Origin of the sequence: Metabacillus sp. FJAT-52054 (genome assembly GCF_037201815.1) — a bacterium.
GTDB lineage: Bacteria > Bacillota > Bacilli > Bacillales > Bacillaceae > Metabacillus_B > Metabacillus_B sediminis.
On sequence record NZ_CP147407.1, the window covers coordinates 3,883,771 to 3,908,648 of the forward strand.

Consider the following 24,878-nt stretch of genomic DNA (forward strand, 5'->3'; position numbering starts at 1 on the left):
CCCCCATTTTCAGCTTGTTAAGTATTTAGAAATCACGATTCGCTGTATTTCACTTGTACCTTCATAAATTTCGCAGATTTTCGCATCGCGGAAGTACCGTTCGACCGGATATTCCTTTGTATAGCCGTAGCCGCCGAATATCTGGATGGCCTCGGTGCTTACGTCCATTGCCGTTCTAGATGCAAAAAGCTTGGCCATGGAAGCTTCTTTTCCGCATGGAATTCCTTTTTGCCTTAAAGATGCCGCCTGATAGATTAATAGCTTGGAGGCTTCAACGCTTGTAGCCATATCGGCAAGCTTAAAGCCGATTCCCTGCTGAGCGGAAATCGGTTTGCCGAATTGGTGTCTGCCTGCCGCGTATTCAACGGACTTCTCGAGAGCTGCTTCTGCTATTCCAAGCGATTGGGCAGCAATTCCAATCCGGCCGACATCCAGGTTGCCAAGGGCAATCTTAAAGCCATGCCCTTCCTCTCCAAGAAGGTTTTCAGCCGGTACAAGGCAATCTTCCATGGTAATCTGAACCGTTCTTGAACCGCTCAGGCCCATTTTGTGCTCATCCTTGCCGATGACAAACCCTTTCGTCCCTTTCTCCACGATAAAAGCGGATATCCCTTTGCTTCCTGCCGCCGGGCTCGTCGTAGCAAAAACAATATACACATCCGCCTCGCCGCCATTTGTGATAAACACCTTGGAACCGTTTAGAACGTAGTGGTCTCCTTTTAACACAGCCCTTGTCTTCAGGCTCGCAGCATCCGATCCTGAACCCGGTTCTGTCAGACAGAAGGCGCCCAAATATTCCCCTGAAGCGAGCTTCGGCACATAGTGCTGCTTCTGCTGCTCATTTCCATAATAAAAAATGGGGTTCGTTCCGACGGAGGTGTGAACGGAAAGAATGACTCCGATTGTTGCACTTACCTTTGAAAGCTCGTGAATCGCAATGATGTAGGAGGTGAAATCCATGCCCGCTCCCCCGTACTCTTCCGGAATCGGGATTCCCATGAACCCAAGCACCCCCATCTTATTTAGTACAGCTCTCGGAAATTCACCTTGTTCCATTTTTTCAATCACAGGCTCAATCTCCGTTTTGGCAAAGTCCTGCACCATTTTCCTCATCATGTTCTGCTCATCTGTAAAATGAAACTTCACCGCATGTCCCCCTTGATCAAGCGTATTCGTAAAAACCTCTGCCCGTTTTCTTGCCAAGCCAGCCTGCTTTTACATACTTCCTCAAAAGCGGACATGGGCGGTACTTATCATCACCGAAGCCTTCATGGAGCGTTTCCATGATATAAAGGCACGTGTCCAGACCGATAAAATCAGCGAGAGTCAGCGGCCCCATTGGATGGTTCATCCCGAGCTTCATCACTTCATCAATGGCCTCATGGCTAGCGACACCTTCGTACAGCGTATAGATGGCTTCGTTAATCATCGGCATTAAAATCCGGTTAGAGACGAACCCCGGGAAGTCATTTACCTCGACCGGCACCTTTTGAAGCTTTCGTGTCATTTCCTCCACTGCTGCATAAACCTCATCCTCTGTTGCAAGACCGCGGATAATTTCGACAAGCTTCATAACCGGTACCGGGTTCATAAAGTGCATCCCGATGACTTTGCCGGGCCGTTTTGTGGCAGCCGCGATTTCAGTAATAGGCAGTGAAGATGTGTTCGTCGCAAGGATCGCTGACTGCGGGGCGATTTCATCCAGCTGGGCGAAAATTTGCTTCTTTATTTCCATGTTTTCAATGGCTGCTTCAATGATGAGATCAGCCTCGCCGGCGCTTGAAATGGCGGTTGACCGCTCAATCCGGTTCAGTATTTCTTCCTTGTCTGCTCCGGTCATTCTTTCTTTATCTACCTGTCGCTGAAGGTTTTTTGCAATCCCTGCAAATCCCCGTTCCAGAAATTCTTCCTTTAAATCCTGCAAAATGACGCTGAATCCAGCCATAGCACAAACCTGGGCAATCCCTGAACCCATTTGGCCGGCTCCAATCACCATTACCTTTTTAATTTCCATTTTCCATCCCCCTATGAATATCATTGCTTACACGTGCACCATAATCGCATCGCCCTGGCCGCCGCCGCTGCAGATGGCTGCAACCCCAGTGCCACCGCCCCGTCGTTTGAGCTCATGAATAAGCGTTAAAAGGATGCGTGCTCCGCTTGCACCAATCGGATGCCCCAGTGCTACTGCCCCGCCGTTTACATTCACTTTTTCCGGATCCAAATCTGCCAGCTGATTGCTTGCAAGAGCCACAGCCGCAAACGCTTCGTTGATTTCAAACAAATCAATGTCCGCAGCCGTTTTGCCGGTCTTCTTTAGCAGTTCGTTGATGACAATACCCGGTGTTTTAGGAAAATCCTTTGCTTCCATTGCCACTGCAGTATGAGCAATGATTGTGGCTAATGGGGTTTTACCTTCTTTTTCAGCCCGCTCTTCACTCATCAGAACAAACGCTGTTGCTCCATCGTTTACGCCCGGCGCATTTCCCGCTGTGATCGTACCTTCATGGCCGAAAACCGGTTTGAGGCTTGAGAGTCTTTCAAGAGAAGTATCCGGACGCGGTGCCTCATCCTGATCCACGGTAATTGGGTCTCCTTTTCTCTGCGGAACACTGACCGGCACGATTTCTTCACTGAAAATTCCTTTTTTGATTGCTTCTGAAGCACGCTGATGGCTTCTCAGTGCCCACTCATCCTGGGACTCTCTTGTAATCTCTAAATCTCTTGCTGTTGAATTGCCGTACGTGCCCATATGCACCCCTTCAAAGCTGCATGTAAGGCCGTCGTGGACCATTAAATCCTTAACAGCCGCATCCCCCATCCGAAGCCCCCATCTTGCCTTCGGAACGATATATGGCGCATTTGACATAGATTCCATGCCGCCTGCGACAATGATTTCCTCGTCCCCTGCACGGATAATCTGATCGGCCATTGTTACGCTTCTTAATCCGGACGCACATACTTTATTCACGGTTTCTGTTTTTACTTCCCATGGGATGCCCGCATGGCGTGCTGCCTGTCTTGAAGGGATTTGTCCTTGCCCTCCCTGAAGAACATTTCCGAGAATCACTTCGCCGACATCTTCCGGACGGACTCCGCTTCTCTCAAGCGCTTCCTTCACGGCAATTCCGCCGAGCTCTGAAGCCGTTAAAGACTGAAGTGCTCCTCCAAACTTGCCAAAAGGTGTACGTGCTCCTCCAACGATTACCGTTTTTCCCATCATGTTTTCCTCCTCAAGTTTAGTAGCAAACGCTTACATTTAATAGCGACTGAACGCTCGCTCAGTTCAGTTAAAAAGGGACAGGCAGTACATACAGCACCGCCTTATCTCCCGTTTTTATGCAATTTCCTTCTTGACATCTCCAATGACCGATTTTTCAAGCAGCTCGGCTACATCGTAGGTGGATACCGTTTCTTCAACTTCCTTTGCCTTCGTCCCATCGCTGAGCATCGTCAGGCAGTAAGGACACCCGGAACTGATTACAGTTGGATTCACAGCAAGCGCCTGTTCGGTTCTTGCTACGTTGATGCGGGTTCCTGTATCCTCTTCCATCCACATCAAACCTCCGCCGGCTCCGCAGCACATTCCAGTTTCCCGCTTACGGGCCATTTCAACAAGCTTGACGCCCGGAATTGCTTTTAGAAGGTCCCTCGGTGCATCATACACATCATTGTAACGGCCGAGGTAGCAGGAATCATGGAAGGTAATCGTCTCCTTCACTTCATGAACCGGCTTAAGCCTGCCTTCTCTCACAAGCTTTGCAAGCAGCTCCGTATGATGATAAACCTCTGCATTCAGTCCAAAGTCCGGATACTCATTTTTAAAAATATTGTAGGCATGCGGATCGATCGTGACGATCTTCTTCACACCAATTTTCTCGAATTCATCAATGTTTTTCGTCGCCAGCTCCTGGAATAAAAACTCATTTCCAAGTCTTCTTGGCGTATCGCCTGAGTTTTTCTCCTTATTGCCGAGAATGGCAAACTTCACACCCGCTTCATTCATCAGCTTTGCAAAGGAAAGAGCAATTTTCTGGCTGCGGTTGTCGAAGGAGCCCATGGAACCTACCCAGAACAGGTATTCAAACTCTTCCTCCTGTTTTTGAAGCTCTTTCACCGTCGGGATGACCACATCCTCGCGCGCTTCACGCCAGTTTTCGCGTTCTTTCCGGTTTAGTCCCCATGGATTTCCCTGACGTTCAATGTTCGTCATCGCACGCTGTGCATCAGCATCAAGCTTACCCTCTGTCAAAACAAGATAGCGGCGAAGATCAATGATCTTATCCACATGTTCGTTCATGACTGGGCACTGATCCTCACAGTTCCGGCAAGTCGTACACGCCCAAATCTCTTCTTCCGTGATAACCTCGCCAATCAGGCTCGGATTGTACGCTGCAGCTGCGGCTGCCTCTTTGGAACCCTGACCTGCTGAAGCCATGGCCAGCTGATTCCCTTGTGTTTCAGCAAATGCGAAAGCCGGTACCCATGGTGTCTGGGACGTTACAGCTGCCCCCTTGTCTGTGAGGTGATCCCTTAAGCGCAAAATCAAATCCATTGGCGAAAGCATTTTTCCTGTACCGGTTGCCGGACACATGTTTGTGCACCTTCCGCATTCCACACAGGCATAAAGGTCAATCAGCTGAGACTGTTTAAAATCTTCTATTTTCCCAACCCCGAAGGATTCCTTTGATTCATCTTCAAAATCAATTTTTTCAAGCTTTGCAGGCGGTCCCACTCTGGAGAAGAATGTGTTGGCCGGCCCTGCGATTAAGTGGGCATGCTTGGATTGAGGAACGTATACAAGGAACGTCAGCAAAATCAGCAAATGCACCCACCAGGATACATAAAAAACAGCGATAGCGGCTGTTTCATTCATAAAGCCAAAAATGAACGCAAGCGATGAAGCAATCGGCTCTGTCCATGTCAGTTCGTGATCATGCCAAATGATGCCCATTGCATTACCGAGAAGCACGGAGATCATTAAGCCTCCGATAAAAATAAGGACAAGTCCCGCTTTAAAATTCCGCTTTAAACGGACAAGCTTTTCAATATAGCGTCTGTAGAACGCCCAGACGACGGCAGCAAGAATGACAAACGTCACAATTTCCTGGAAAAATGTAAAGCCGGGATAAAGCGGTCCAAGCGGCAGATGCGCCCCTGGAGACAGCCCTTTTATAATAAAATCAATCGCCCCAAACTGTACGAGGATAAACCCGTAAAAGAACATCACATGAATGATTCCGCTCTTCTTATCCTTCAGCAGTTTCTTCTGGCCAAAGACGTTTACCCAAATCCGGTCAAGCCGGTCCTTCCATTTCCCGTCAAACTCTTCTTTTCTGCCCATCCGGATATATGCGATCCGGGAACGGATTAAATGAACAAACAGCGCAACTGCGTAAGCGGTTACAAGCAAGAATGCAATCAGATTGATCCATAGCAGTATGCTCATTCTGTTTCCCCCTAACGTATGTGTATGTGGTTTCTCCCTTATCTCTTGAAAATTTAAAAACAAACAAATTTTCAGAAATTATCCCTATCTTCATCATAATTATGAATGAGCATTCAGTCAATCCTTTTCCCTTAATCTTTTTTCATAATTTTCCCTTACTCGTCCATGATAAGGGTACGTCTAATTTTTGAAAGAAGGAACCGCCATGGCCTTTTTTATCCTAATACTTCTTGCCCTGCTCATAACCGTTTGGATCCGCATTGACTTTTCCATCGCTTACAGCCGCCATGTGCGGAAGGCCGGGCTCCAGTCCTATCCGATCCGCAAGGGAGATATTCAGTTTTTTTCTGATGGACAGGAATTTTACACCCGCTATTTCAATGATTTGAAGCAGGCGTCTACTTGTATTTATGCAAGCTTTTACATTATAAAAAATGATGAGGAAATCAGTCAGAGCTTCTTAAAAATTTTAGGCCAAAAAGCAGAGGATGGCGTGAAGGTTTATTTGATGCTGGACCGGATTGGATCTGCCAAAGCCCCTAAAAAACTTTTAAAGCGAATTCAGGCTCAGGGAGTCGCGCTTGCCTATTCCCACAACCCTAAATTTCCATTTTTCTTCTTTACGCTGCTCGCCAGAAATCACCGGAAAATCACCGTTATCGATCATAAAACCGGCTACCTGGGCGGCTATAACATCGGAAAAGAATACATAGGAAAAAATCCAAAGCTCGGATACTGGCGCGATTACCATCTATCATTTACCGGAGCCGGGGTTCAGGACCTTGAGGAGCAGTTCCGCAAAGATTGGCGAAATGCAGGAGGAAGCTATTTAGACAAACCTAAATTCCCGGCAGGAGCAGACGGCAGCATTTCGTACCGGTTTGTTTCAACTTACGGCAAAGCCCTCGATGATCAGTTCCTTTCTTTTATCCATCGAGCCAAAAAAGAGCTGATTATTTGCTCGCCCTATTTTATCCCCGGTGCGAAGCTGCAGATTGAATTGCTTCGCGCCCTTGAAAGAGGGGTAAAAGTAAAAATCATCGTTCCCATGCGCTCTGATCACCTTTTTGTGAAAGAGGCTGCTTTTCCGTATTACGGGCCTTTGCTGAAAGCAGGTGCAGAGGTATACCGGTTTTATCTGGGGTTTTATCATGCCAAAATCATTATAGTCGATGACGATTTCATTGATATCGGAACCGCAAACTTTGATAAACGGAGCATGTATTTAAACGATGAAATGAACGCTTTAATCCAGGACAAAGCTTTTACAGCCAAAGTGAAGCGGAGTATTGTGAAGGATATTCACGATTCGGAACAGCTGTTATATGAAGACTACTTACAAAGACCGCTGTGGCAAAGAGCGAAAGAAAAAGCCGCGTCCGCTGTGTCCTTTTTCCTGTAAAGCACATGCGGTGAAAAGGAGAGAGAAATGAAAATACGGTTTGGTTATGTTGCAAACGCCCTTTCCCTCTGGGATTGCTCCCCCTCAAAAACGATGACCTTTGCAAGATATCAAAAGCTCGAAGAAAGTGAACGCAAAGAAGCTCTTTGCCGTGTCACGAAGCAAAACCTTGAGCATACACTGCGCATCATTCATTACAACATTGCGCACGAAATCCATCTTTACCGCTTTTCTTCGAGCCTCGTTCCGCTCGCCACTCATCCTGAAGTGAGCTGGGATTTCGTTGCGCCATTTAAGGATCAATTTAAAAAAATTGGCGAGCTGGTAAAGAAACATAAGATGCGGACAAGCTTTCACCCTAGCCAGTACACGCTGTTCACAAGCGATCGGCCATCCATCACGGAAAACTCAGTCAGAGACATGGAGTATCACTATGCGATGCTCGAAGCGATGGGGCTCGAAAAAGAAGGCTTGATCAACCTGCATGTTGGCGGAGCGTACGGAGATAAAACCGCATCGGCGGAGCGCTTTTTTGAAAACATTCAATCGCTCCCTTCTCCGGTTTTTTCGAGAATGACGCTTGAAAATGATGATAAAACCTATACGACGGAAGAAACCTTGCAAGTATGCGAAAAAGGCGGCACCCCGCTCATGTTCGATTATCATCACCATCAGGCAAATAAAAACGAAGGCGATCAAAAATTAGAGGATCTGCTTCCAAGATTTTTTGATACGTGGAAACAGACAGGACTTGCACCAAAGATCCATATCTCTTCACCCAAATCAGAAAAAGAATACCGCAGCCATTCAGATTATGTCGATCTTGAGTTTATTCGGCCGCTGCTCAAAATGCTGAAGGAATTTGACGTCGATGTGGATGTCATGATTGAAGCGAAGATGAAGGATTTGGCCCTGTTGAAGCTGATCGAGGAAATTTCAGCGATCCGCGGGGTGAAGCGTGTGGATGGGGGGAGTGTGGTTTGGTGATTGGGGGGTTGTGTGGGGGTTTATTTGTAGTGTGCGGTTGGTACTTGGATTGCGCGGGTTTGCACTTGGTTTGCGCGGGTTTGCACTTGGTTTGAGGCGCGGCTGGTACTTGGTGTACGCGGGTTTGCACTGACCCCCACTCTGCTAAAGCACTAAACCTCTGGCACCGCACCCTGTAAACTCTTACGTACCAAGGGATTGCAGCTCCCTTCCTCTGTCCCCCGATGCGGTGAAGCAGCGGGGGTCAGTGCAGTGCACTGACCCCCGCTCTGATAAAGCACTAAACCTCTGGCACCGCACCCTGTAAACTCTTACGTACCAAGGGATTGCAGCTCCCTTCCTCTGTCCCCTGATGCGGTGAAGCGGCGGGGGTCAGTGCAAAGTACAAAGCACAAAGCACAAAAACAAAGCACAAAAACAAAGTTCAAAAACAAAGCACAAAAACAAAGCACAAAAACAAAACCCCCACACCAAAAAGGTACGGGGGCCTAAACCTTACATCTTTTCCGGAGCCGATACTCCAATGAGCGTCAGGGCATTTTTCAATGTATGCTGAGTCGCTTTCATGAGAGCGAGACGGGCTTTGGATTTATCATCGTTTTCCGGGTCCAGCACTTTTTCTGCGTTGTAGAAGCTGTGCAGAGTAGAAGCCAGGTCGAAAATATAGTGGGTGATTTTATGCGGAATCCGTTTTTGGGCAGCGTCTGCCACGGTTTCCGGGAACTCGCCTAATTTTTTCAGCAGGTCGATTTCCTTTTCGGATAGGTCTGAACCGAGCACATTTTCACGGCCGTATGAAAGACCTTTTTCCTCGCCCTGGCGCAGCATGCTGCAAATGCGGGCATGCGCGTATTGTGCGTAGAATACAGGGTTTTCGTTGGATTTGGATACAGCGAGATCCATGTCAAAGTCCATGTGCGTGTCGGCACTTCTCATCGCGAAGAAGTAGCGGACTGCGTCAAGGCCGACCTCTTCCATCAAATCGCGCATCGTAACCGCTTTTCCGGTCCGTTTGCTCATTTTCATTTTCTCGCCGTCTTTGTAGAGATGAACGAGCTGAATGATTTCAACCTCAAGTGTGTCTTTTCCATAGCCAAGTGCTTCAATTGCCGCTTTCATGCGGGGAATGTAGCCATGGTGATCGGCACCCCAGATGTTGATGAGCTTTGTGAAGCCGCGGTCCAGCTTGTCCTTGTGATACGCAATGTCCGGAGTCAGGTAGGTATAAGAGCCGTCGTTTTTAATTAAAACGCGGTCTTTGTCATCACCGAATTCAGTAGAGCGGAACCATGTCGCGCCCTCTTCTTCAAAGATGTGTCCTTTTTCGCGAAGCGCTTCAAGGGCTTGATCAATTTTCCCGTTCTGATAAAGGCTTGTTTCTGAGTACCAAACATCAAATGGCACGCGGAATTCATTCAGGTCCTTTTTCAGTTTATCCATTTCAAATTTCAGCCCGTATTCACGGAAGAAGCCGAGACGCTCAGCCTGCTCCTCTGAAACGAAGCGGTCTCCGTATTCGTCCGCAAGCTTTTGGCCGATTTCCTGGATATCCTTGCCGTGGTAGCCGTCCTCCGGCATCGGTGCATCCTGGCCCAGTGCCTGAAGATAGCGGGATTCAATGGAAAGAGCGAGATTATTGATTTGATTTCCTGCATCATTGATGTAATATTCTCTGGATACATCATAGCCTGCTTTAGCAAGGATGTTGCACAGTGAATCACCTACAGCTGCGCCGCGGGCGTGTCCAAGGTGGAGCGTACCCGTTGGATTGGCGGACACGAACTCCACTTGAAGCTTTTCGCCGTTTCCAATATTGGACTCTCCATATTTTTCACCAGCATCTAAAATAGCCGGTACAAGGTCTGTCAGGTAGGCGTTGTTCATGTAAAAATTGATAAAGCCCGGTCCTGCAATTTCAATTTTTTCTATAGAAGCTTTTTCTTTATCGAAATGATTGACGATTTCTTCTGCAATCATGCGCGGCGCTTTTTTAGCGACTCTTGCCAGCTGCATGGCCATGTTTGTTGAAAAATCGCCGTGCGCTTTTTCTTTAGGCACTTCCAGCACAACGTCCGGTATTTGGGATGCTTCTGCAAGCCCTGCAGTTTGAACTGAAGCTTTTACTTCCTGTTTTAAACGTTCTTTCATTTGCTCGACGATGTTCATGACTTGGCCTCCTTAAAATCAATCAAAAGGGTGTGAAGGTGAGTTTGTCCTTCCCCCATATGCAGTTCGTATTCAATCTCCAGTTTGCCTTCAGCGGATTCATGGTTAATGATTTGAGCTACCCTCGATGTATAGGTAGTCATTTGAAGAGTTCCGAGAGGAGTTTTGTAGTGAGTGAGCGTTTCAGCATCCTTAATAAAACGCTGCTTCATGGAGACAGCGCCTTTCCTGAAGACAATCGTTTCCTCCGGCTTCATTTTCACGATGGTCTGAATCGTGCCGTATTCCTGCTCTTCCTTATAAGTAAGATAAGGAACTGAGTCTTTTATGTAAAAGCTGCCGCTTGAACGGAATTCAATTGTTTCCGTCTCTCCATCATTTCGGATCTTCGAATGAATGTAGAGACTTACTGGTGTCTGTTCCTTCATCTAAGACACATCCTTCCACTATAACTACAATAGTATAAAGATTCTTCATGCAAAGTTCAATAGCCCGGAGGAATTGGTAAAAAAGTGAAACTTCCACAAAGAGGGAGGTGCTCCCCTCTTATGGTTATTTAAATTCATACGGCTTTTACAGGCAGGTTTATTCATCAAATTATCATGCAGGAAATAAAAACGGACTGTCCGGAATAAATCGCCAAAAACGGCGCCTTATGCGAACAGTCCTTTTTTTATCTATCGTTTTTGAACCCAGCCCAAAATCATTTCGCGAATCAGCTTGCTCGCGGTGTTCGCTGTTTGCTCGGATGGATCGTAGATTGGTGCAACTTCTACAAGGTCTGCTCCAACCACTTTCACTTCAGAACGGGCGATTTCGTGGATGGACGCAAGCAATTCCTTAGATGTAATGCCGCCTGCGTCTACGGTTCCCGTTCCAGGAGCGTGAGCAGGATCCAATACGTCAATGTCGATCGTTACGTATACCGGACGTCCGGCAAGCTTCGGCAAAATTTCTTTCAGAGGCTCGAGCACTTCGAATTTCGAGATGTGCATGCCTGCTTCCTTTGCCCATTGGAATTCTTCCTTCATTCCGGAACGGATTCCGAAAGAGTATACATTTTCAGGTCCGATGTGTTCGGCAATTTTGCGGATCGGTGTGGAATGGGAGAGCGGCTCTCCCTCGTATTCCTCACGAAGGTCCGTATGGGCATCCATATGGATGATTGCGAGATCGGGATATTTCTTCGCGACAGCTTTCATGACCGGCCAGGATACAAGATGCTCTCCGCCCATGCCAAGCGGGAACTTGTCCGCTGCCATAAGCCCGTCGATGTACTCCTCAATCATGTCAATGCTGCGCTGCGGGTTGCCGAACGGCAAAGGGATGTCGCCGGCGTCAAAGTATTTAACCTCTTCCAGCTCACGGTCTAAATAGGCGCTGTACTCCTCGAGGCCGATGGACACTTCGCGGATGCGGGACGGGCCGAATCTTGATCCCGGACGGTAGCTCACGGTCCAGTCCATTGGCATGCCGTAAATAACCGCCTCGCTTTCCTCATAAGACGGATGGCTTTTAATAAATACGTTACCTGAATAAGCTTCATCAAATTTCATTTTTCACCCTCCAATTTAGGAAAGGGCGTTTGGTTAAACGCCCTTTTGATTCATCTTATTTCGTTAAGTCCTGTACAAACTTCGGCAGTACGAATGCTGCTTTATGAAGTTCTTTTGTATAGTACTTCGTATCGATTTCGTGGAAACGGTCTTCCGGTACTTCAAGCGGATTGTATTTCTTCGATCCGATCGTGAATGTCCACATGCCGCTTGGGTACGTTGGAATGTTTGCAATATACAGGTTCGTAATCGGGAAGATTTCGCGAACGTCGCGCTGCACGTTGCGGATCAAATCAGGTGTGAACCAAGGGTTGTCCGATTGAGCGACGAAAATTCCATCTTCTTTAAGTGCTCTTGAAATACCGGCATAGAAGCCTTTTGTAAATAAGTTTACAGCCGGTCCAACAGGCTCTGTGCTGTCTACCATAATTACGTCATATTCGTTTTCGCTCTCAGCGATATGAAGGAAGCCGTCTCCTACTTTTACGTCTACGCGTGGATCGTCAAGCTTCCCGGCGATTTCCGGCAAATATTTTTTAGAGTACTCGATTACTTTTCCATCAATATCAACAAGCGTTGCTTTCTTCACGCTCGGGTGCTTCAGAATTTCACGGATGACTCCGCCGTCTCCGCCGCCTACTACAAGAACGTTCTCAGGATTCGGGTGAGTGAAAAGAGGAACGTGCGCAACCATTTCGTGGTAAACAAACTCATCCTTTTGAGACGTCATGACCATGCCGTCCAAGTACAGCATGTTTCCGAACTCCTCGGTTTCTACCATTTCCAGGTGCTGAAATTCCGTTTGTTCTGTATGTAAAGTGCGCTTAATTTTCATCGTGATTCCAAAGCTGTCAGTCTGCTTCTCTGTATACCAAAGTTCGGACATGTTTTGATCATCCTTTCGAGTATGTGTTGTCATTTCTGAGACCGTCTTGTTTGTACACAGTTAACCTACCCCAACCGCCTAAAACAAAACCCTATCCCAATCTCTAAAAAAGTATAGAGGAATCCTGCAAAAATGCAAGAAATTTTTAAGGACTATCGGCCCCCGGCTGTTTAGAAATACAGATCTTTTTCCATAATGGTAAGAAGAGATTTGAGACGAAACGGGGTGTAAAAAAATGAACGTGATCCATCCTTCAAGAATACGCCGGACAATTAAACTGGTTCGCGCTTTATTTTTCATTGGCTTGATGCTGCTCGCATTGATGTCCATAGCCGCGGGCATGGTTCTGCTTACAGCCAAGCTGCAGGGGCCTCCGTCTTTAAACGTACCACAGTCAACCATTCTATTTGCAAGCGATCATTCAAAATTGGGAGAAACGCATTATGGGGAAAAACGCTATTGGACGAACCTTGAGGATATCTCCCCGTATGCGGTTAAGGCCACTTTGTCTATAGAGGACCGCCACTATTTCGAGCATCACGGATTTGATTTCAAACGGATTGCCGGAGCGGCTTTAGCCGACCTGAAAGCAATGGCCAAAATTCAGGGTGCCAGTACCATTACCCAGCAGTATGCCCGGAATCTTTATTTAAGCCATGACAAAACCTGGACGAGGAAGCTGACGGAAGCTTTTTATACGGTCCGCCTTGAAGTGAACTACAGCAAGGATGAAATTCTGGAAGGCTATTTAAATACCATTTATTACGGGCATGGAGCCTACGGCATTGAAGCGGCTTCGAAGACATATTTCGGGAAAAGCGCGAAAGAATTGACACTTGCCGAAGCGAGCATGCTTGCAGGGATCCCTAAAGGACCAAGCCAATACTCTCCTTTCTTAAATGAAAAAAGAGCAAAGGAGCGGCAGAAGCTGATCTTAAGCTCACTTGTCAGTGCAGGGGCCATAAAACGGGAGCAGGCAGCCTCAGCAGAGCGCGAACCCCTTATTTATGCAGGGCCGAAACCTGAAGAGGAAGCGAAAACGGATGCTCCCTACTTTTATGATCAGGCATTGAAAGAAACGGCCAGGCTGCTTGGTGTAGAACAGGGAGCCCTCTCGACCCGCGGATTGAAAATCTATACGACGCTCGATCCTGTGCTTCAGCAAAAAGCTGAGAAACAGGTAAAGGATGTCATTGATCCCGATTCCGCTATCCAGACAGGGCTGATTTCCATCGATCCGAAAACCGGAGCAGTACGGGCATTGGCAGGAGGACGGGACTATGATAAGAGTCCATTTAACCGGGTAACACAGGCCTTCAGGCAGCCAGGATCGACAATCAAACCGTTCCTGTACTATGCAGCCATCCAGAACGGTTTTACGCCATCCACCCTGATGGTCAGCAAACCGACTGTCTTTGAATACGATTCGGGAAAATCAACGTATAAACCAAGCAACTACAATGATTACTATGCGAACGGACCCATCACTCTCGCCCAGGCGATCGCCCTCTCCGATAACATCTATGCTGTTAAAACCCATCTGTTTATCGGACCGGAAAAGCTCGCGGAGACTGCGAGAGCGGCCGGAATCACCAGCAAGCTTCCTGAACTGCCATCGCTAGCACTTGGAACGGCACCGGCGAGGCTTGAAGAAATGGTAAATGCTTATGGAATTCTCGCTAATGGGGGGAAAAGAATCAGACCGGTGTATGTAACAAGGATCGAGGATGCTACCGGAAACGTCCTCTATGAAGGAAAACCAGCAGCTGGAAAGCAGGTATTGGATGAAAAAGCAGCCTTCGTGACGACTCAGCTGATGACGGGAATGTTTGATACAAAGCTAAACGCTTATACCTCTGTAACCGGCGATAAAATCACCAAGAATCTGACGCGTACTTACGCGGGCAAATCAGGCTCAACCCAAACAGACAGCTGGATGATCGGCTACAGTCCGGACCTGGTTACTGGTGTATGGACGGGCTATGACCGAGATAAGGCGCTTGAACAGGTTGAAGAGCGCTCCTATGCCAAAAAAATATGGGCAGGTTTTATGGAAGACGCCTTGCGAGGAAAACCGCTTAAGGAGTTCAAGCCTCCTGAAGGCGTTACCGGCGTCTACATTAATCCGGAGAACGGCAAGCTTGCAGGCCCCGGCTGTCCGGTTAAGCGTTTTGTATATTACCTGGCCGGAACTGAGCCAACAGAGATGTGCATAGAACACCTGGAACATAGACATGAGCCTGCTAAGAAGCAAGAGAAGCAAAAGGAAAGCTTCTGGAAGAAATTAAAATTTTGGGATTAGAAAAACCGAGCGGCGATCCGCTCGGTTTTCTTTATTTAAGCCTTCAAATCTTCCTTCAGCTTCGCCTCTGAACGCTGCCACATTCCGGCATCGTGGGAGATGAGGAATTGGGCAAGAATCTCTTTGGACCTCTCATCCATATGCTCGACCATAATCTGCCGTTTCATGGATTTATCCATTTTATTCACATGCTCCGGTAAGGATTTATAGCCTCTTCTAATTTCCCGGTTGACCGTCATCTCACAGGCGGTCACACCAGCGTAGTATGGTCCTTCAGGCTTGCGGTCGATGGTTACCCAGACGAGCCAGAATGGTTTTGCATCCGGCACATCCTCTTTATTCGGAAGGAATTTAATGCCCTTTTCAACTACACTGCGGGCATGCATCGCGCCGATATCGACAAATGCTTCCCCTTCATTTACGTCTACGAAGACCGGAGAAATGTTATCCAGGCTGAGTGCTCCGACACCGAAGCCGCCATGCCCGTCTGTCGGGTCACTTTTGATGATATTAAAGCCTATGCTCTTTTTCTTTTTTTCTTCCATTGTAAAAAGCCTCCTAAAACAGCGGGTTTAATATCCCATAAAAAAGGTTCATAACTAAATATCTGCCCGTTTCTAGAAACGGCCAAACCGTGTATTGATCGAGAGGTGTCACGAATAATACGATAAATACAATAAATCCGTATGTTTCAAACTGCGTCATCCTTGGTCTCCATGTCCTTGGAGCCAAATCCTCAAGGATCCGGTATCCGTCTAGCGGAGGCAGCGGAAGCAGGTTGAACAGGAATAATGTAACGTTTAAGCCGACAAAAATATCAAAGAAATTCTTCAAGGCATCCGTGACTTGCGGAGAGAAGCTCTCAGCCGTTCCCGATACGAGGAGGATGCTCCATACAGCCGTGCCTAAAAAGGCCATCAGCAGATTGCTCACCGGTCCTGCAACGGAGACAAGCACGCCTGCAAGTCTTGGCTTTTTAAAATAAAACCGGTTAACCGGAACAGGTCTTGCCCATCCAAAACCGGCAATCAAGATCAGAATCGTTCCAAAAGGGTCCAGATGTGCAATCGGTGATAAGGTTAGTCTGCCCTCATTTTTCGCTGTCGGATCCCCAAATTTATATGCAACATAGGCATGTGCAAATTCATGCACCGTAAATGCAGCCAGCAAGGTCAGGATCACATATGGCAGCACTTCTAAATCAAAGGCCAAAAAACTGAATGTATCTTCCACGCGCACTTCTCCTTTGACACATAATCACTGCATCGATTTTCTGATTAAAGTATACTATATTTAAAGATGAATATCAGTCTCAAGTTCTTATGGATGCAAACAATTCTAAAGGAGCGATTCTAAATGCCGTACATAACCGTAAAAATGCTTGAAGGCCGTACAGAAGAGCAAAAGAAAGCCCTCGTTGAAAAAGTAACAGCCGCTGTATCTGAAACCACTGGAGCATCTGAAGACAAAATCGTCGTTTTCATTGAAGAAATGACGAAAAACCATTACGGTGTTGCCGGAAAACGGTTAAGCGATATGGAATAATCATATGAAAACGGCTTGCTGAGTCATCGGCGGGCCGTTTTTTCGAATAGGGGGAAAACAGATGAATCTTCAATCATCATTTTTTAAAAGAATTGGCCTCAAAGACAAAGGAAGCATTCAATTTCAAGACCTGGAAACTATTTTAACCGCCTTTGCCCATCACATTCCATTCGAAAACCTGGGGATCCTGCAGAACAGAAGCATTCCGCTCAATGCTGAATCCCTTTTCGAAAAAATCATTGAGCAGAACCAGGGCGGCGTCTGCTATGAATTAAATCCGCTTCTGTACTATTTTTTACTGGAGAATCATTTTGATGTACAGCTTGTCCAGGGAACCGTATTCAACCATGCCATACAGAATTGGAGCCTGAGCGGCACCCATGCTGCTGTCTTAATCCGCACAGAAGACGGCTCCTATATTCTCGACGCTGGATTCGGAACAAATGTCGCTCAAAAGCCGATCCCGATGAATGGCGAAATCATCGAATCATCGGCAGGCCAATTTCGGGTCATAGAAAAAAAGACGCGCGAAGGCAGCCATCTGCTTGAAATGAAGCTTGCAGAGAATGACGGTTGGAAAACAGGCTACGCTTTTAACCCGGACAGGGTGTTGAACCTGGCTGGTTTGCAAAACATGCAGACAAAAATCCATGAGCATCCCGACTCCCCGTTTAATAAGAAGCCGCTTGCTGCAATGCGGACAGAAGCTGGATTTAAAACGTTATCTGAGTCATCCTTTTCGGTAACAGAGGGCGGTCATACAGAGAAGAACGGGATTTCTGCTGAGGAATTTACAGAGATTGCAGAGAGAGAGTTTGGTTTGCACTGACTCTTGCTTTGCTAATGGATTTGCAGATAATAACCGGCGCGGGTTCCTGACCCGCGCTTCATTAGTGAACGAAAGCTCCGGCACCCGCTTTTTAAACCCTTGCTGGGCAAGGCTTCAAAGAGTATGGCCTCTGTCCCCTGCTGCGGTGAAGAATGTGGGGACTGGCACCGTGTGACGGTTAGAAGATTTACAGAGTGCAAGCCTGGTTTTTGCACTGACCCCCACTCTGCTAAAGCACTAAACCTCCGTCCCCTCACCCTTCGAACGCCGATGTGGAGCAGGCTGGCTGATTTCTTGCTCTGGCCCCCGCTGCGGTGATTCGACGGGGGTCAGTGCAGTGCACTGACCCCCGCTCTGCTAAAGCACTAAACCTCCGTCCCCTCACTCTGCTATCGCCGATCTGGCGCAGACTGGCTGATTTCTTGCTCTGGCCCCCAGTGCGGTGATTCAACGGGGGTCAGTGCAAAGAGTGCAAAGGACAATGCACATCGAAATCACAGCAATAAAAACGAGGCAAATCCACTGGATCGGCCCCGTTTTTCTTAATGCTTTGTTTTCTCCTTCAGCGCTTCCACATAGGTGTACGCTTCATCGACTTCTTCTTCTGTGTACTTCTGTTTGCTTTTGAGGGTAAACACCTTTTCCTTTACCTCTTCCCGCTCGAGGCTGTCAAAATACAGGACGGTGGATACGAGTTCAAGAAACCGGGCGGATTGTCCGTTCAGGTCGGTCATGCAGACGTCCAGCGGCGGAATATTAAGGTCATGGTTCGCCAGAAATTCCTCTCCGGACTCGGTCAAATTGTAGCGGTATTGATAATATCCGCCTTTCTTTTCCCGAACTTCATCTACAAATCCAAGGTTGCACAGTTCTTCAATCCTGAGGGTCAGTTCCTCTGAGTATGGTCCGTAAAAGTGAAAATCGTATTTTTCATAAAATGGATAATCGATTTTCTTCGCGATGTAGATCATTTTTTGAAGTTTCTTCCGTCCAATGACTTCTCCGGCCGACGAAAACACCTTCAAGACTTTTGCGTGTTCGTTAAGCAATTCCCCGTCATCTCCTAACTCCGTTTTTCTCTCTATCTATTCAGATTGAGCAGTTCCATAATCTTTTTCTTTGCCGTTCGCTTTGTTGATAAATCTTCTATGAGGTCACGCGGAAAATACAGCTTGTGGTCCGTTCTTCTTTTTCCGGAAATGGCGTCTACGATTTCTGATTGTCTGGATAATTCCCTGACTTCACCGCTTGGCATAAGGAGATGGATCGGAAGGCGTTCTTCCTCTTCTCCAGGACGGTAAAAATCGTATGGCAGATCGGATGAGGAATCCAGGACAAGGTAATATTCAGGGTCGATTCCCGCTTTCTTAAACAGGGCTTTCAGCTCCATCAGCTTCATCATCTGTTCATTAGACGGGTTGAATTCAACATATTTAAATAGATTGCGGTTTAAAAACCGGCGGCACAGGTCGGAGAGAATTTCATCCTGCTCCTCTTCCCAAGCCTGAAAATAAAAGAGAATGACAGATTCGTCCAGCTTCAAATAATCCTTCAATGTTACTTCGTCTTCAAATAAAGAGTAGAAGTGAACCGGCTCCTGTTTAAAGGAATAGTACTCTTTATGAAGCTGCTTTGCCCGGTGAAGGATTTTCGTTAATATGACTTCCGCACTTCGTGTGACGGGATGGAAATAAACTTGCCAATACATTTGATATCGGCTCATGATGTAATCTTCTACAGCATGCATTCCGCTGTATTTAATGACAACCTGATCCTCTCTTGGCCTCATGACGCGAAGAATCCGTTCCATATCAAAATGGCCGTAGCTCACTCCCGTGTAGTAGGCATCACGCTGCAGGTAATCCATGCGGTCGGCATCAATCTGGCTTGAAATTAAGGAAACCACCTGTTTATTGGAGTAGGTTTTAGCGATGACTTCTGCCACTTTTTTCGGAAAGTCTCTGCCTTCCGTTTTCAGTACCCGATTGACTTCGGTATCTTCAAGAATGATTCTGCGGGTAAAGTCTTCATGATCCATATGGAAAACCTTCTCGAAGGAATGGGAAAATGGCCCGTGGCCCAGGTCATGCAGCAGAGCCGCACAAAGACTGACAAGGCGTTCTTCCTCATTCCATTCTGGTCTTCCCTTGAAGACGTCATCAACGATCCTCCGTACAATCTCGTATACTCCCAGAGAATGATTCAGCCGGCTGTGCTCGGCCCCGTGAAAAGTAAGATAGGTTGTGCCAAGCTGGCGGACTCTCCGCAGACGCTGAAATTCAGGCGTACCGATCAGATCCCAAATCAGCTTGTCCCGGACATGAATATAACGGTGAACCGGGTCTTTAAATACCTTTTCTTCGGACAATTTACCGTTGCGATTTGCCATTCTTTTCCCTCTTCCGTTTTACTTGTATCCATTATAGCCGTTTTCGTGGTGCAGCTGAATGAAAAATTCCTATATTTTGAAATAAATGCATTAGAGGGCATAGTCATGTATTGCCCTATTTAAAGGATGAATAATCGGAATCATGAAAAGAAAAAAATCACCAAGGCAAAACAGTGCCCGGCGATTTATTTGTTCAGTTTTTTTTCAATTTTATCCAGCAGTTCATCCTCGCTCAAGGCTGAAATCGGACGGTTATTTACGAATGCAAACGATTTTTTTCTGCCTGGTCCGCAGTATGATTGGCAGCCGATATCAATGGCTGCTTCAGGGTCCGCTTTTTTCAAGCGGGGGACGAGGGTTTTGATGTTGGTTGCCTGGCAATCGTCGCAAATACGAAATTCATTCGCCATGAATCCCCATTTCCTTTCTTTCATGAAAATTTCTATAGTAAGAGCCAGAGCCCTCATTGTCTTTTTAAAACACTAAGGGCTATTTTACCCCGATTATTCACCGCTTGCAAGCTCATAAAGAATTCAATCATCTTCCGAAACTTTCATAATTTTTCTATTATCCTTTCAAAAATATGTATAAAAGATTAGAAATCAGGCCATTCTGTTAGCAGGAAAACATTACAGTATATGGGAGTTGAGATCATGAAACAGAGACAGGATGCCTGGTCTGAAGAAAATGACCTGCTGCTAGCCGAAACCGTTCTGCGTCATGTACGTGAAGGAAGTACGCAGCTGAATGCATTTGAAGAAGTTGGAGATAAATTAAACCGTACATCCGCCGCATGCGGATTCCGCTGGAACGCAGTCGTGCGCCATCAATATGAAAAAGCACTGCAGCTTGCGAAAAAACAGCGGAAACAAAAAATGAGAGCACTAGGAAAAGGCCAGCCGGCTAAGAAAAAGCTGCTCTATGCACCGCCTGAGGCATCACAAGCATCGGTAAAGCCGGCCTATAAAGAGGAGTTCGCAGAGGAGCAAACCTATGAACCTGCTATTTCATTCTATACAGCACCTGTACAGGATGAAGAGCTGGACTACGAGGAATTGAATGGGGTTTCCTATACAACCCTTAAACAGCCTGCTAGCTTACCTGTATCATCAGGAGCCATTACGATGGATCAAGTCATTTCGTTTCTTGAAACATACGAAAGCCGAGCAAACCACAGTACTGCGCTTAAGCAGGAAAACATCCGCTTAAAGCGGGAACTGGATGAGCTCGCAAGTCGTAATGAAGAACTGGAAATCAGAATTGCTAAAATGGAAGAAGATTCCGATACGATTCAGGAAGACTATGAAACATTGATGAAAATCATGAATCGCGCAAGAAAACTGACTCTGTTTGAAGAGGAAGACCGTTCTGCTCCAAAGTTCAAAATGGACCGGAATGGAAACCTTGAAAAAGTAGCCGAATAACTCTTTGACCCCTCCCCCTATTAAATATAGAAGACGCTCCCGTTTCGGGGGCGTCTCTTTTTAGGAAATCCCTATTTTTTTGTTTCTTTCGATCATCCGGGTCAAGTTCTTTTCGAAAATCAGCTGTTCTTCCATAGAAAGAGAGGACGAAAAAATCCGTCCGCTGAGGTTTTTTAAGGAAGTAAGAAGTTTGAGCATCACATCCTGAATGCTCAATTCCAATCCGAAAAGCTCGCTTAAGGACGCCATTACTTCCGGAACAATGACCGGATACTCAAACTTTGTCGCCGTTCCCTTCAGACTCTTTTCGTAAAAATTCCGGATGATCTCCGCACGGTCCGATCCGCTGCCTGTTACACAAAGATAAATTTGCACAGCGACCCCGTTTCGAAGGCGCCTTTGCGATATTCCAGCGAATTTTCTGCCGCCAATACTTAGATCATAGCTGCCCGGACAATAGGAACCCGTGATTTCTCTTGCTTCTATGCCAGCTGCATGGCCGGGGAACATCATCTTGATCAGCTCCCACATAGCGTCATATCCTCTGTTTATATCAATCCCTTTATCTGTTTCAGGAAAAATAAGAGAGATGTTCAGCACCCCTTCATCCAGCACAACCGCGAGGCCGCCTGAATTCCTGACAACTGTCCGATACCCTCGAGAGGTTAAATACTCAATCCCTTCATCTATAAAGGGCAGCCGGGAATCCTGTATCCCCAAAACAATCGTGTCGTGATGAACCCACGTCCTGGCCGTCGCAGGGGACGCCAAGGATCCCGCTGACGTGCAAAGAGTATCATCGTAAGCAAATGACTGCTTTGCGTCAAATTGGGGTCCAAGACTGGACTGATCCAGTATTCTCCATTCAGGCTGCATTAATAGGTTTAAAGACTTTTCTGTCATGGTCATGTGATCCTTTCTATCCGATCGTTCTGCAGTGTTTCTATTATAGCATGAACTATTCCGTGCAGAAAAAGGGAGTGGCTCTTCTGTGCTTAGGGGGGAACTGCGGGGGCGGACTGGCGCTTTTGTGGTTAGCGGTGACATCTGCGGTGGCGGGGCAGCAGCGCAGCGGGGCCAGTCCCCTCCAATTTTACCGTATTAAAGCTCCGGCACCACATCTTCAAACCGTTGATACATAAAGGCTTGCACTGTGCGGTCTCTGTCCCCCGTTACGGTGAAGCATGACGGGACTGTCCCCTCTTGGACACCTCTTCATAAAAAAAAGAGCCGGCACCAAAAGGATTTTTCATCCTTTCAGTCCAGCTCCCTAACAAAAATTATTGTACCGTTTGTCCTGCTGTTATAAGTGAAAGCTTGTAAACGTCCTCTGCACTGCAGCCGCGGGAAAGGTCATTGACCGGCATGTTCAGGCCTTGAAGGATCGGTCCGACCGCTTCGAAGTTTCCTAAGCGCTGTGCGATTTTGTAGCCGATGTTCCCTGCTTCGAGACTCGGGAATACAAATACATTTGCGTCGCCTTTGATTACGGAGTCCGGAGCTTTCTTTTCTGCTACAGATGGAACGAATGCCGCATCAAACTGGAATTCACCGTCAAGCACAAGGTTTGGAGCCAATTCTTTTGCGATGTTTACCGCTTCTGACACTTTTTCCGTTTCAGGTGATTTAGCTGATCCTTTAGTTGAGAAGCTCAGCATCGCAACACGCGGTTCGATGTCAAACATGCTTGCTGTATTGGCACTTTCAACTGCAATCTCCGCCAAGTCCTGAGCATCTGGAGTAATGTTGATGGCACAGTCAGCAAATACGTATTTTTCGTCTCCGCGGACCATGATGAATACGCCGGACGTTTTTTTCACGCCTTGCTTTGTTTTGATGATTTGAAGTGCCGGACGAACGGTATCAGCTGTAGAGTGTGCCGCTCCGCTTACCAAGCCGTGAGCTTGTCCAGTATATACAAGCATCGTGCCGAAGTAGTTTTCGTCTTTCAGAATTTCACGCGCCTGCTCTTCCGTTGCTTTTCCTTTACGGCGTTCAACAAATGCCTGAACCATATCTTCAAAGCCTTCGAAGCTGTTCGGGTCTTTAATTTCAACACCCTCAAGCTTTACATTCAGGTCTGCTGCTTTCTGCTCAACCTCTTGCTTGTTTCCAATGATGATTGGCTTTAATACGCCTTCTGCAGCAAGACGGGATGCTGCCTCAAGAATACGCTCGTCTGTCCCTTCAGGAAGAACGATTTTTATATCTTTACCGGTTACTTTTTCTTTTAACGTTGCAAATAAATCTGACAAATGAATGCCCTCCTTATTTAGTGCCTCTAATGCTTCCTAGTTTAGGATACTTCACTCAGCAGGAAATTCAAGTCATCTCCCGTTATGACAGCGTTATCAGTGAATAATTCTTTATTTTCAAAACTGACTGACTTCTTATCTGTACCTTTTTTCCCTCTTTTATCATCCTTGTTTCCTGCAAGTTTTATTCACAGAGCGAACCGTTAATTTATGATATAGTTAGGTTAGAATACATAGTGAGAATAGGAGTGGATCGACTTGAACGAAATGCCAAAAAACGAAGCCGCACAAACACTTGATGGCTGGTACAGTCTCCATGATTTCAGAACGCTTGATTGGGCAGCATGGAAAATGCTTACGGGCGATGAGCGCGAAATGGTCATCCGCGAATTCACAGGCCTTCTTGAAAAATGGGGCGCCGTCGAGAAAGCAGGAAAAGGCAGTCACGCCCTTTACAGCATTGTCGGGCAAAAAGCTGATTTCATGATGATGGTTTTAAGACCGACGATGGAGGAATTAAACGAGATTGAGATGGAGTTTAACAAATCCCGTCTCGCTGAATTCACCCTGCCGGCTTTTTCATACGTTTCCGTTGTCGAGCTGAGCAATTACCTTGCAGGAGATGGCGATCCTTATGAAAACCCTCAAGTCCGGGCAAGATTGTATCCGGAGCTTCCGAAAGCAAATCATGTTTGCTTCTATCCGATGGACAAGCGCAGACAGGGCAATGACAACTGGTACATGCTTCCGATGGACGAGCGCAAAAGCCTGATGAGAAGCCACGGCATGATCGGCAGACAATATGCGGGCAAAGTAAAGCAAATCATCTCCGGCTCAGTCGGCTTCGATGATTATGAGTGGGGCGTTACGCTTTTTGCAGATGACGTTCTTCAATTCAAAAAATTAGTGTATGAAATGCGTTTTGACGAAGTCAGCGCACGCTACGGCGAATTTGGATCCTTCTATGTAGGGAATATTCTTTCCGCTGAGAAAGTACCATCTTTTTTTCATATTTAATGAGTAAAGCTCTTTCCCAGCGGAAAGAGCTTTTTTTAACGCGCAGTAAACTGGTTGCGGCTATCCTGATCCCAGTTCTCCCCGCGGTATCCGGTATGTCCCTCCTGATTAACGAAGCATGGCAGAACTTCGTGGACAATACCTGGCACCGCATTTTGTTTAAATAGGATGGTAAATCTCATTTTCGTTGAATCCGTCGGGGCAATAACCGAATTTTGCGGGGTTAGACTGTTTGATGGAAGCAAACGGCCATTCATCCCCACTGTCCCGATTCCCGTGGGCTGTGCTTGACTGACTCTTATCCAGTAATTTGTCACCTTTACAGCAGATGCCAGGTCACACGGGCGGTCATATACCATTTCAATTTGATTCGCTGCAGTCTGTCTTGCCTCCAGCAGCTTTGGAACCGCCGCTCTGACATTTAAATCCGCGATCCGGTAGCTGACTCCGATTTTAAGAAACTTATCCCCTGTCAGCCGATAGCTTCCATTGCCGCTGCTCCTTGCCCGAAAGCTCGTTCCATCATCTCCGGTAATGGTTAAAACCGGTGCAGCGGAAACAAAGCCCATCAGCTGAATCTCGCTTAATGTAATGATATTTGCCCTGACCTGTCTATAGGCCAGCGAATTTCCGGTTCTATAAAATCCCATCATTTTAAACGCCCCCTTAAT

At 46.9% G+C, this 24,878-nt stretch carries 23 protein-coding genes; 7 read left to right on the forward strand and 16 right to left on the reverse strand.

Annotated elements, in window-relative coordinates; all coding sequences use genetic code 11:
- Positions 1 to 9: 9 nt before the first annotated feature.
- From WCV65_RS20025 to WCV65_RS20040, 4 genes are all read right to left on the reverse strand, one after another.
- Complete coding sequence (locus WCV65_RS20025) at positions 10 to 1,146, reverse strand: acyl-CoA dehydrogenase (protein WP_338782377.1); 1,137 nt, start codon at positions 1,144 to 1,146, stop codon at positions 10 to 12.
- Between the two features lie 16 nt (positions 1,147 to 1,162).
- Positions 1,163 to 2,014 (reverse strand): 3-hydroxybutyryl-CoA dehydrogenase, encoded by an 852-nt coding sequence (locus WCV65_RS20030; protein WP_338778901.1) that lies wholly within the window; start codon positions 2,012 to 2,014, stop codon positions 1,163 to 1,165.
- Between the two features lie 27 nt (positions 2,015 to 2,041).
- Positions 2,042 to 3,220: an acetyl-CoA C-acetyltransferase gene (locus WCV65_RS20035; RefSeq protein WP_338778903.1), complete on the reverse strand. Its 1,179-nt coding sequence runs from the start codon at positions 3,218 to 3,220 to the stop codon at positions 2,042 to 2,044.
- 117 nt (positions 3,221 to 3,337) lie between these two features.
- Positions 3,338 to 5,449, reverse strand: a complete 2,112-nt coding sequence (locus WCV65_RS20040) for a heterodisulfide reductase-related iron-sulfur binding cluster (RefSeq protein WP_338778905.1) — start codon at positions 5,447 to 5,449, stop codon at positions 3,338 to 3,340.
- Between the two features lie 205 nt (positions 5,450 to 5,654).
- Between WCV65_RS20040 and cls the strand changes: the two genes are divergently transcribed.
- Complete coding sequence (cls, locus tag WCV65_RS20045) at positions 5,655 to 6,851, forward strand: cardiolipin synthase (protein WP_338778907.1); 1,197 nt, start codon at positions 5,655 to 5,657, stop codon at positions 6,849 to 6,851.
- A 27-nt stretch (positions 6,852 to 6,878) separates the two neighbouring features.
- Positions 6,879 to 7,838: a UV DNA damage repair endonuclease UvsE gene (uvsE, locus tag WCV65_RS20050; RefSeq protein WP_338778909.1), complete on the forward strand. Its 960-nt coding sequence runs from the start codon at positions 6,879 to 6,881 to the stop codon at positions 7,836 to 7,838.
- 495 nt (positions 7,839 to 8,333) lie between these two features.
- Here uvsE and argS read toward each other — a convergent pair whose 3' ends face one another.
- The 4 genes from argS to speE form a co-directional block, all read right to left on the reverse strand.
- Entirely contained in the window at positions 8,334 to 10,004 is a 1,671-nt protein-coding gene (gene argS / locus WCV65_RS20055; RefSeq protein ID WP_338778911.1) for an arginine--tRNA ligase, read from the reverse strand.
- Positions 10,001 to 10,432 carry a DUF1934 family protein gene (locus WCV65_RS20060; RefSeq protein WP_338778913.1) on the reverse strand — a complete coding sequence of 144 codons (432 nt, stop codon included), beginning with the start codon at positions 10,430 to 10,432 and terminating at the stop codon, positions 10,001 to 10,003. Before WCV65_RS20060 ends, argS begins: the two co-directional genes overlap by 4 nt.
- A 249-nt stretch (positions 10,433 to 10,681) precedes the next feature.
- Positions 10,682 to 11,560, reverse strand: coding sequence for an agmatinase (gene speB, locus WCV65_RS20065; protein ID WP_338778915.1), 879 nt, complete (start codon positions 11,558 to 11,560; stop codon positions 10,682 to 10,684).
- A gap of 55 nt (positions 11,561 to 11,615) precedes the next feature.
- Positions 11,616 to 12,446: a spermidine synthase gene (speE, locus tag WCV65_RS20070; RefSeq protein WP_338778917.1), complete on the reverse strand. Its 831-nt coding sequence runs from the start codon at positions 12,444 to 12,446 to the stop codon at positions 11,616 to 11,618.
- Between the two features lie 235 nt (positions 12,447 to 12,681).
- Between speE and WCV65_RS20075 the strand changes: the two genes are divergently transcribed.
- Entirely contained in the window at positions 12,682 to 14,748 is a 2,067-nt protein-coding gene (locus WCV65_RS20075) for a transglycosylase domain-containing protein (protein ID WP_338778919.1), read from the forward strand.
- Positions 14,749 to 14,783: 35 nt separating this feature from the next.
- Here the strand turns inward: WCV65_RS20075 and WCV65_RS20080 are convergent, their stop codons facing one another.
- Both WCV65_RS20080 and WCV65_RS20085 read right to left on the reverse strand, forming a co-directional pair.
- Positions 14,784 to 15,293 carry a YwhD family protein gene (locus tag WCV65_RS20080; RefSeq protein WP_035407961.1) on the reverse strand — a complete coding sequence of 170 codons (510 nt, stop codon included), beginning with the start codon at positions 15,291 to 15,293 and terminating at the stop codon, positions 14,784 to 14,786.
- 13 nt (positions 15,294 to 15,306) lie between these two features.
- Positions 15,307 to 15,981, reverse strand: coding sequence for a site-2 protease family protein (locus tag WCV65_RS20085; RefSeq protein ID WP_035407959.1), 675 nt, complete (start codon positions 15,979 to 15,981; stop codon positions 15,307 to 15,309).
- A gap of 123 nt (positions 15,982 to 16,104) precedes the next feature.
- Here WCV65_RS20085 and WCV65_RS20090 point away from each other — a divergent pair, with 123 nt between their 5' ends.
- Positions 16,105 to 16,293 carry a 2-hydroxymuconate tautomerase gene (locus tag WCV65_RS20090; RefSeq protein WP_338778922.1) on the forward strand — a complete coding sequence of 63 codons (189 nt, stop codon included), beginning with the start codon at positions 16,105 to 16,107 and terminating at the stop codon, positions 16,291 to 16,293.
- 61 nt (positions 16,294 to 16,354) lie between these two features.
- Positions 16,355 to 17,122, forward strand: coding sequence for an arylamine N-acetyltransferase (locus WCV65_RS20095; RefSeq protein ID WP_338778923.1), 768 nt, complete (start codon positions 16,355 to 16,357; stop codon positions 17,120 to 17,122).
- Positions 17,123 to 17,664: 542 nt separating this feature from the next.
- Here WCV65_RS20095 and WCV65_RS20100 read toward each other — a convergent pair.
- The 3 genes from WCV65_RS20100 to WCV65_RS20110 all read right to left on the reverse strand — a co-directional run bounded on the left by WCV65_RS20100 (position 17,665) and on the right by WCV65_RS20110 (position 19,921).
- Positions 17,665 to 18,171, reverse strand: coding sequence for a YwgA family protein (locus tag WCV65_RS20100; protein WP_035407953.1), 507 nt, complete (start codon positions 18,169 to 18,171; stop codon positions 17,665 to 17,667).
- 32 nt (positions 18,172 to 18,203) lie between these two features.
- On the reverse strand, positions 18,204 to 19,511 hold the full coding sequence (locus WCV65_RS20105; RefSeq protein ID WP_035407951.1) for an HD domain-containing protein: 1,308 nt from the start codon (positions 19,509 to 19,511) through the stop codon (positions 18,204 to 18,206).
- Between the two features lie 185 nt (positions 19,512 to 19,696).
- Positions 19,697 to 19,921: a DUF1450 domain-containing protein gene (locus tag WCV65_RS20110; protein WP_338778924.1), complete on the reverse strand. Its 225-nt coding sequence runs from the start codon at positions 19,919 to 19,921 to the stop codon at positions 19,697 to 19,699.
- Between the two features lie 240 nt (positions 19,922 to 20,161).
- Here WCV65_RS20110 and WCV65_RS20115 point away from each other — a divergent pair, with 240 nt between their 5' ends.
- Entirely contained in the window at positions 20,162 to 20,935 is a 774-nt protein-coding gene (locus WCV65_RS20115) for an RsfA family transcriptional regulator (RefSeq protein ID WP_338782378.1), read from the forward strand.
- Positions 20,936 to 20,995: 60 nt separating this feature from the next.
- Here the strand turns inward: WCV65_RS20115 and WCV65_RS20120 are convergent, their stop codons facing one another.
- On the reverse strand, positions 20,996 to 21,838 hold the full coding sequence (locus tag WCV65_RS20120) for a biotin/lipoate A/B protein ligase family protein (RefSeq protein WP_338778925.1): 843 nt from the start codon (positions 21,836 to 21,838) through the stop codon (positions 20,996 to 20,998).
- Positions 21,839 to 22,215: 377 nt separating this feature from the next.
- Complete coding sequence (gene pta / locus WCV65_RS20125) at positions 22,216 to 23,190, reverse strand: phosphate acetyltransferase (RefSeq protein ID WP_338778926.1); 975 nt, start codon at positions 23,188 to 23,190, stop codon at positions 22,216 to 22,218.
- A 267-nt stretch (positions 23,191 to 23,457) separates the two neighbouring features.
- Between pta and hemQ the strand changes: the two genes are divergently transcribed.
- Positions 23,458 to 24,207: a hydrogen peroxide-dependent heme synthase gene (gene hemQ / locus WCV65_RS20130; protein ID WP_338782379.1), complete on the forward strand. Its 750-nt coding sequence runs from the start codon at positions 23,458 to 23,460 to the stop codon at positions 24,205 to 24,207.
- Positions 24,208 to 24,242: 35 nt separating this feature from the next.
- Here hemQ and WCV65_RS20135 read toward each other — a convergent pair whose 3' ends face one another.
- The gene (locus WCV65_RS20135) at positions 24,243 to 24,860 is read right to left on the reverse strand and encodes a hypothetical protein (RefSeq protein WP_338778927.1); all 618 of its coding nucleotides are present in this window, start codon (positions 24,858 to 24,860) and stop codon (positions 24,243 to 24,245) included.
- Between the last annotated feature and the right edge of the window lie 18 nt (positions 24,861 to 24,878).

Excerpts from the sequence above, each read along its gene's own strand:
- WCV65_RS20030 (WP_338778901.1), bottom strand. The coding sequence starts at position 2,014 with ATGGAAATTAAAAAGGTAATGGTGATTGGAGCCGGCCAAATGGGTTCA.
- WCV65_RS20035 (WP_338778903.1), bottom strand. The coding sequence starts at position 3,220 with ATGGGAAAAACGGTAATCGTTGGAGGAGCACGTACACCTTTTGGCAAG.
- WCV65_RS20040 (WP_338778905.1), bottom strand. The coding sequence starts at position 5,449 with ATGAGCATACTGCTATGGATCAATCTGATTGCATTCTTGCTTGTAACC.
- cls (WP_338778907.1), top strand. The coding sequence starts at position 5,655 with ATGGCCTTTTTTATCCTAATACTTCTTGCCCTGCTCATAACCGTTTGG.
- uvsE (WP_338778909.1), top strand. The coding sequence starts at position 6,879 with ATGAAAATACGGTTTGGTTATGTTGCAAACGCCCTTTCCCTCTGGGAT.
- argS (WP_338778911.1), bottom strand. The coding sequence starts at position 10,004 with ATGAACATCGTCGAGCAAATGAAAGAACGTTTAAAACAGGAAGTAAAA.
- WCV65_RS20060 (WP_338778913.1), bottom strand. The coding sequence starts at position 10,432 with ATGAAGGAACAGACACCAGTAAGTCTCTACATTCATTCGAAGATCCGA.
- speB (WP_338778915.1), bottom strand. The coding sequence starts at position 11,560 with ATGAAATTTGATGAAGCTTATTCAGGTAACGTATTTATTAAAAGCCAT.
- speE (WP_338778917.1), bottom strand. The coding sequence starts at position 12,446 with ATGTCCGAACTTTGGTATACAGAGAAGCAGACTGACAGCTTTGGAATC.
- WCV65_RS20075 (WP_338778919.1), top strand. The coding sequence starts at position 12,682 with ATGAACGTGATCCATCCTTCAAGAATACGCCGGACAATTAAACTGGTT.
- WCV65_RS20080 (WP_035407961.1), bottom strand. The coding sequence starts at position 15,293 with ATGGAAGAAAAAAAGAAAAAGAGCATAGGCTTTAATATCATCAAAAGT.
- WCV65_RS20090 (WP_338778922.1), top strand. The coding sequence starts at position 16,105 with ATGCCGTACATAACCGTAAAAATGCTTGAAGGCCGTACAGAAGAGCAA.
- WCV65_RS20095 (WP_338778923.1), top strand. The coding sequence starts at position 16,355 with ATGAATCTTCAATCATCATTTTTTAAAAGAATTGGCCTCAAAGACAAA.
- WCV65_RS20105 (WP_035407951.1), bottom strand. The coding sequence starts at position 19,511 with ATGGCAAATCGCAACGGTAAATTGTCCGAAGAAAAGGTATTTAAAGAC.
- WCV65_RS20110 (WP_338778924.1), bottom strand. The coding sequence starts at position 19,921 with ATGGCGAATGAATTTCGTATTTGCGACGATTGCCAGGCAACCAACATC.
- WCV65_RS20120 (WP_338778925.1), bottom strand. The coding sequence starts at position 21,838 with ATGACAGAAAAGTCTTTAAACCTATTAATGCAGCCTGAATGGAGAATA.
- hemQ (WP_338782379.1), top strand. The coding sequence starts at position 23,458 with ATGCCAAAAAACGAAGCCGCACAAACACTTGATGGCTGGTACAGTCTC.
- WCV65_RS20135 (WP_338778927.1), bottom strand. The coding sequence starts at position 24,860 with ATGATGGGATTTTATAGAACCGGAAATTCGCTGGCCTATAGACAGGTC.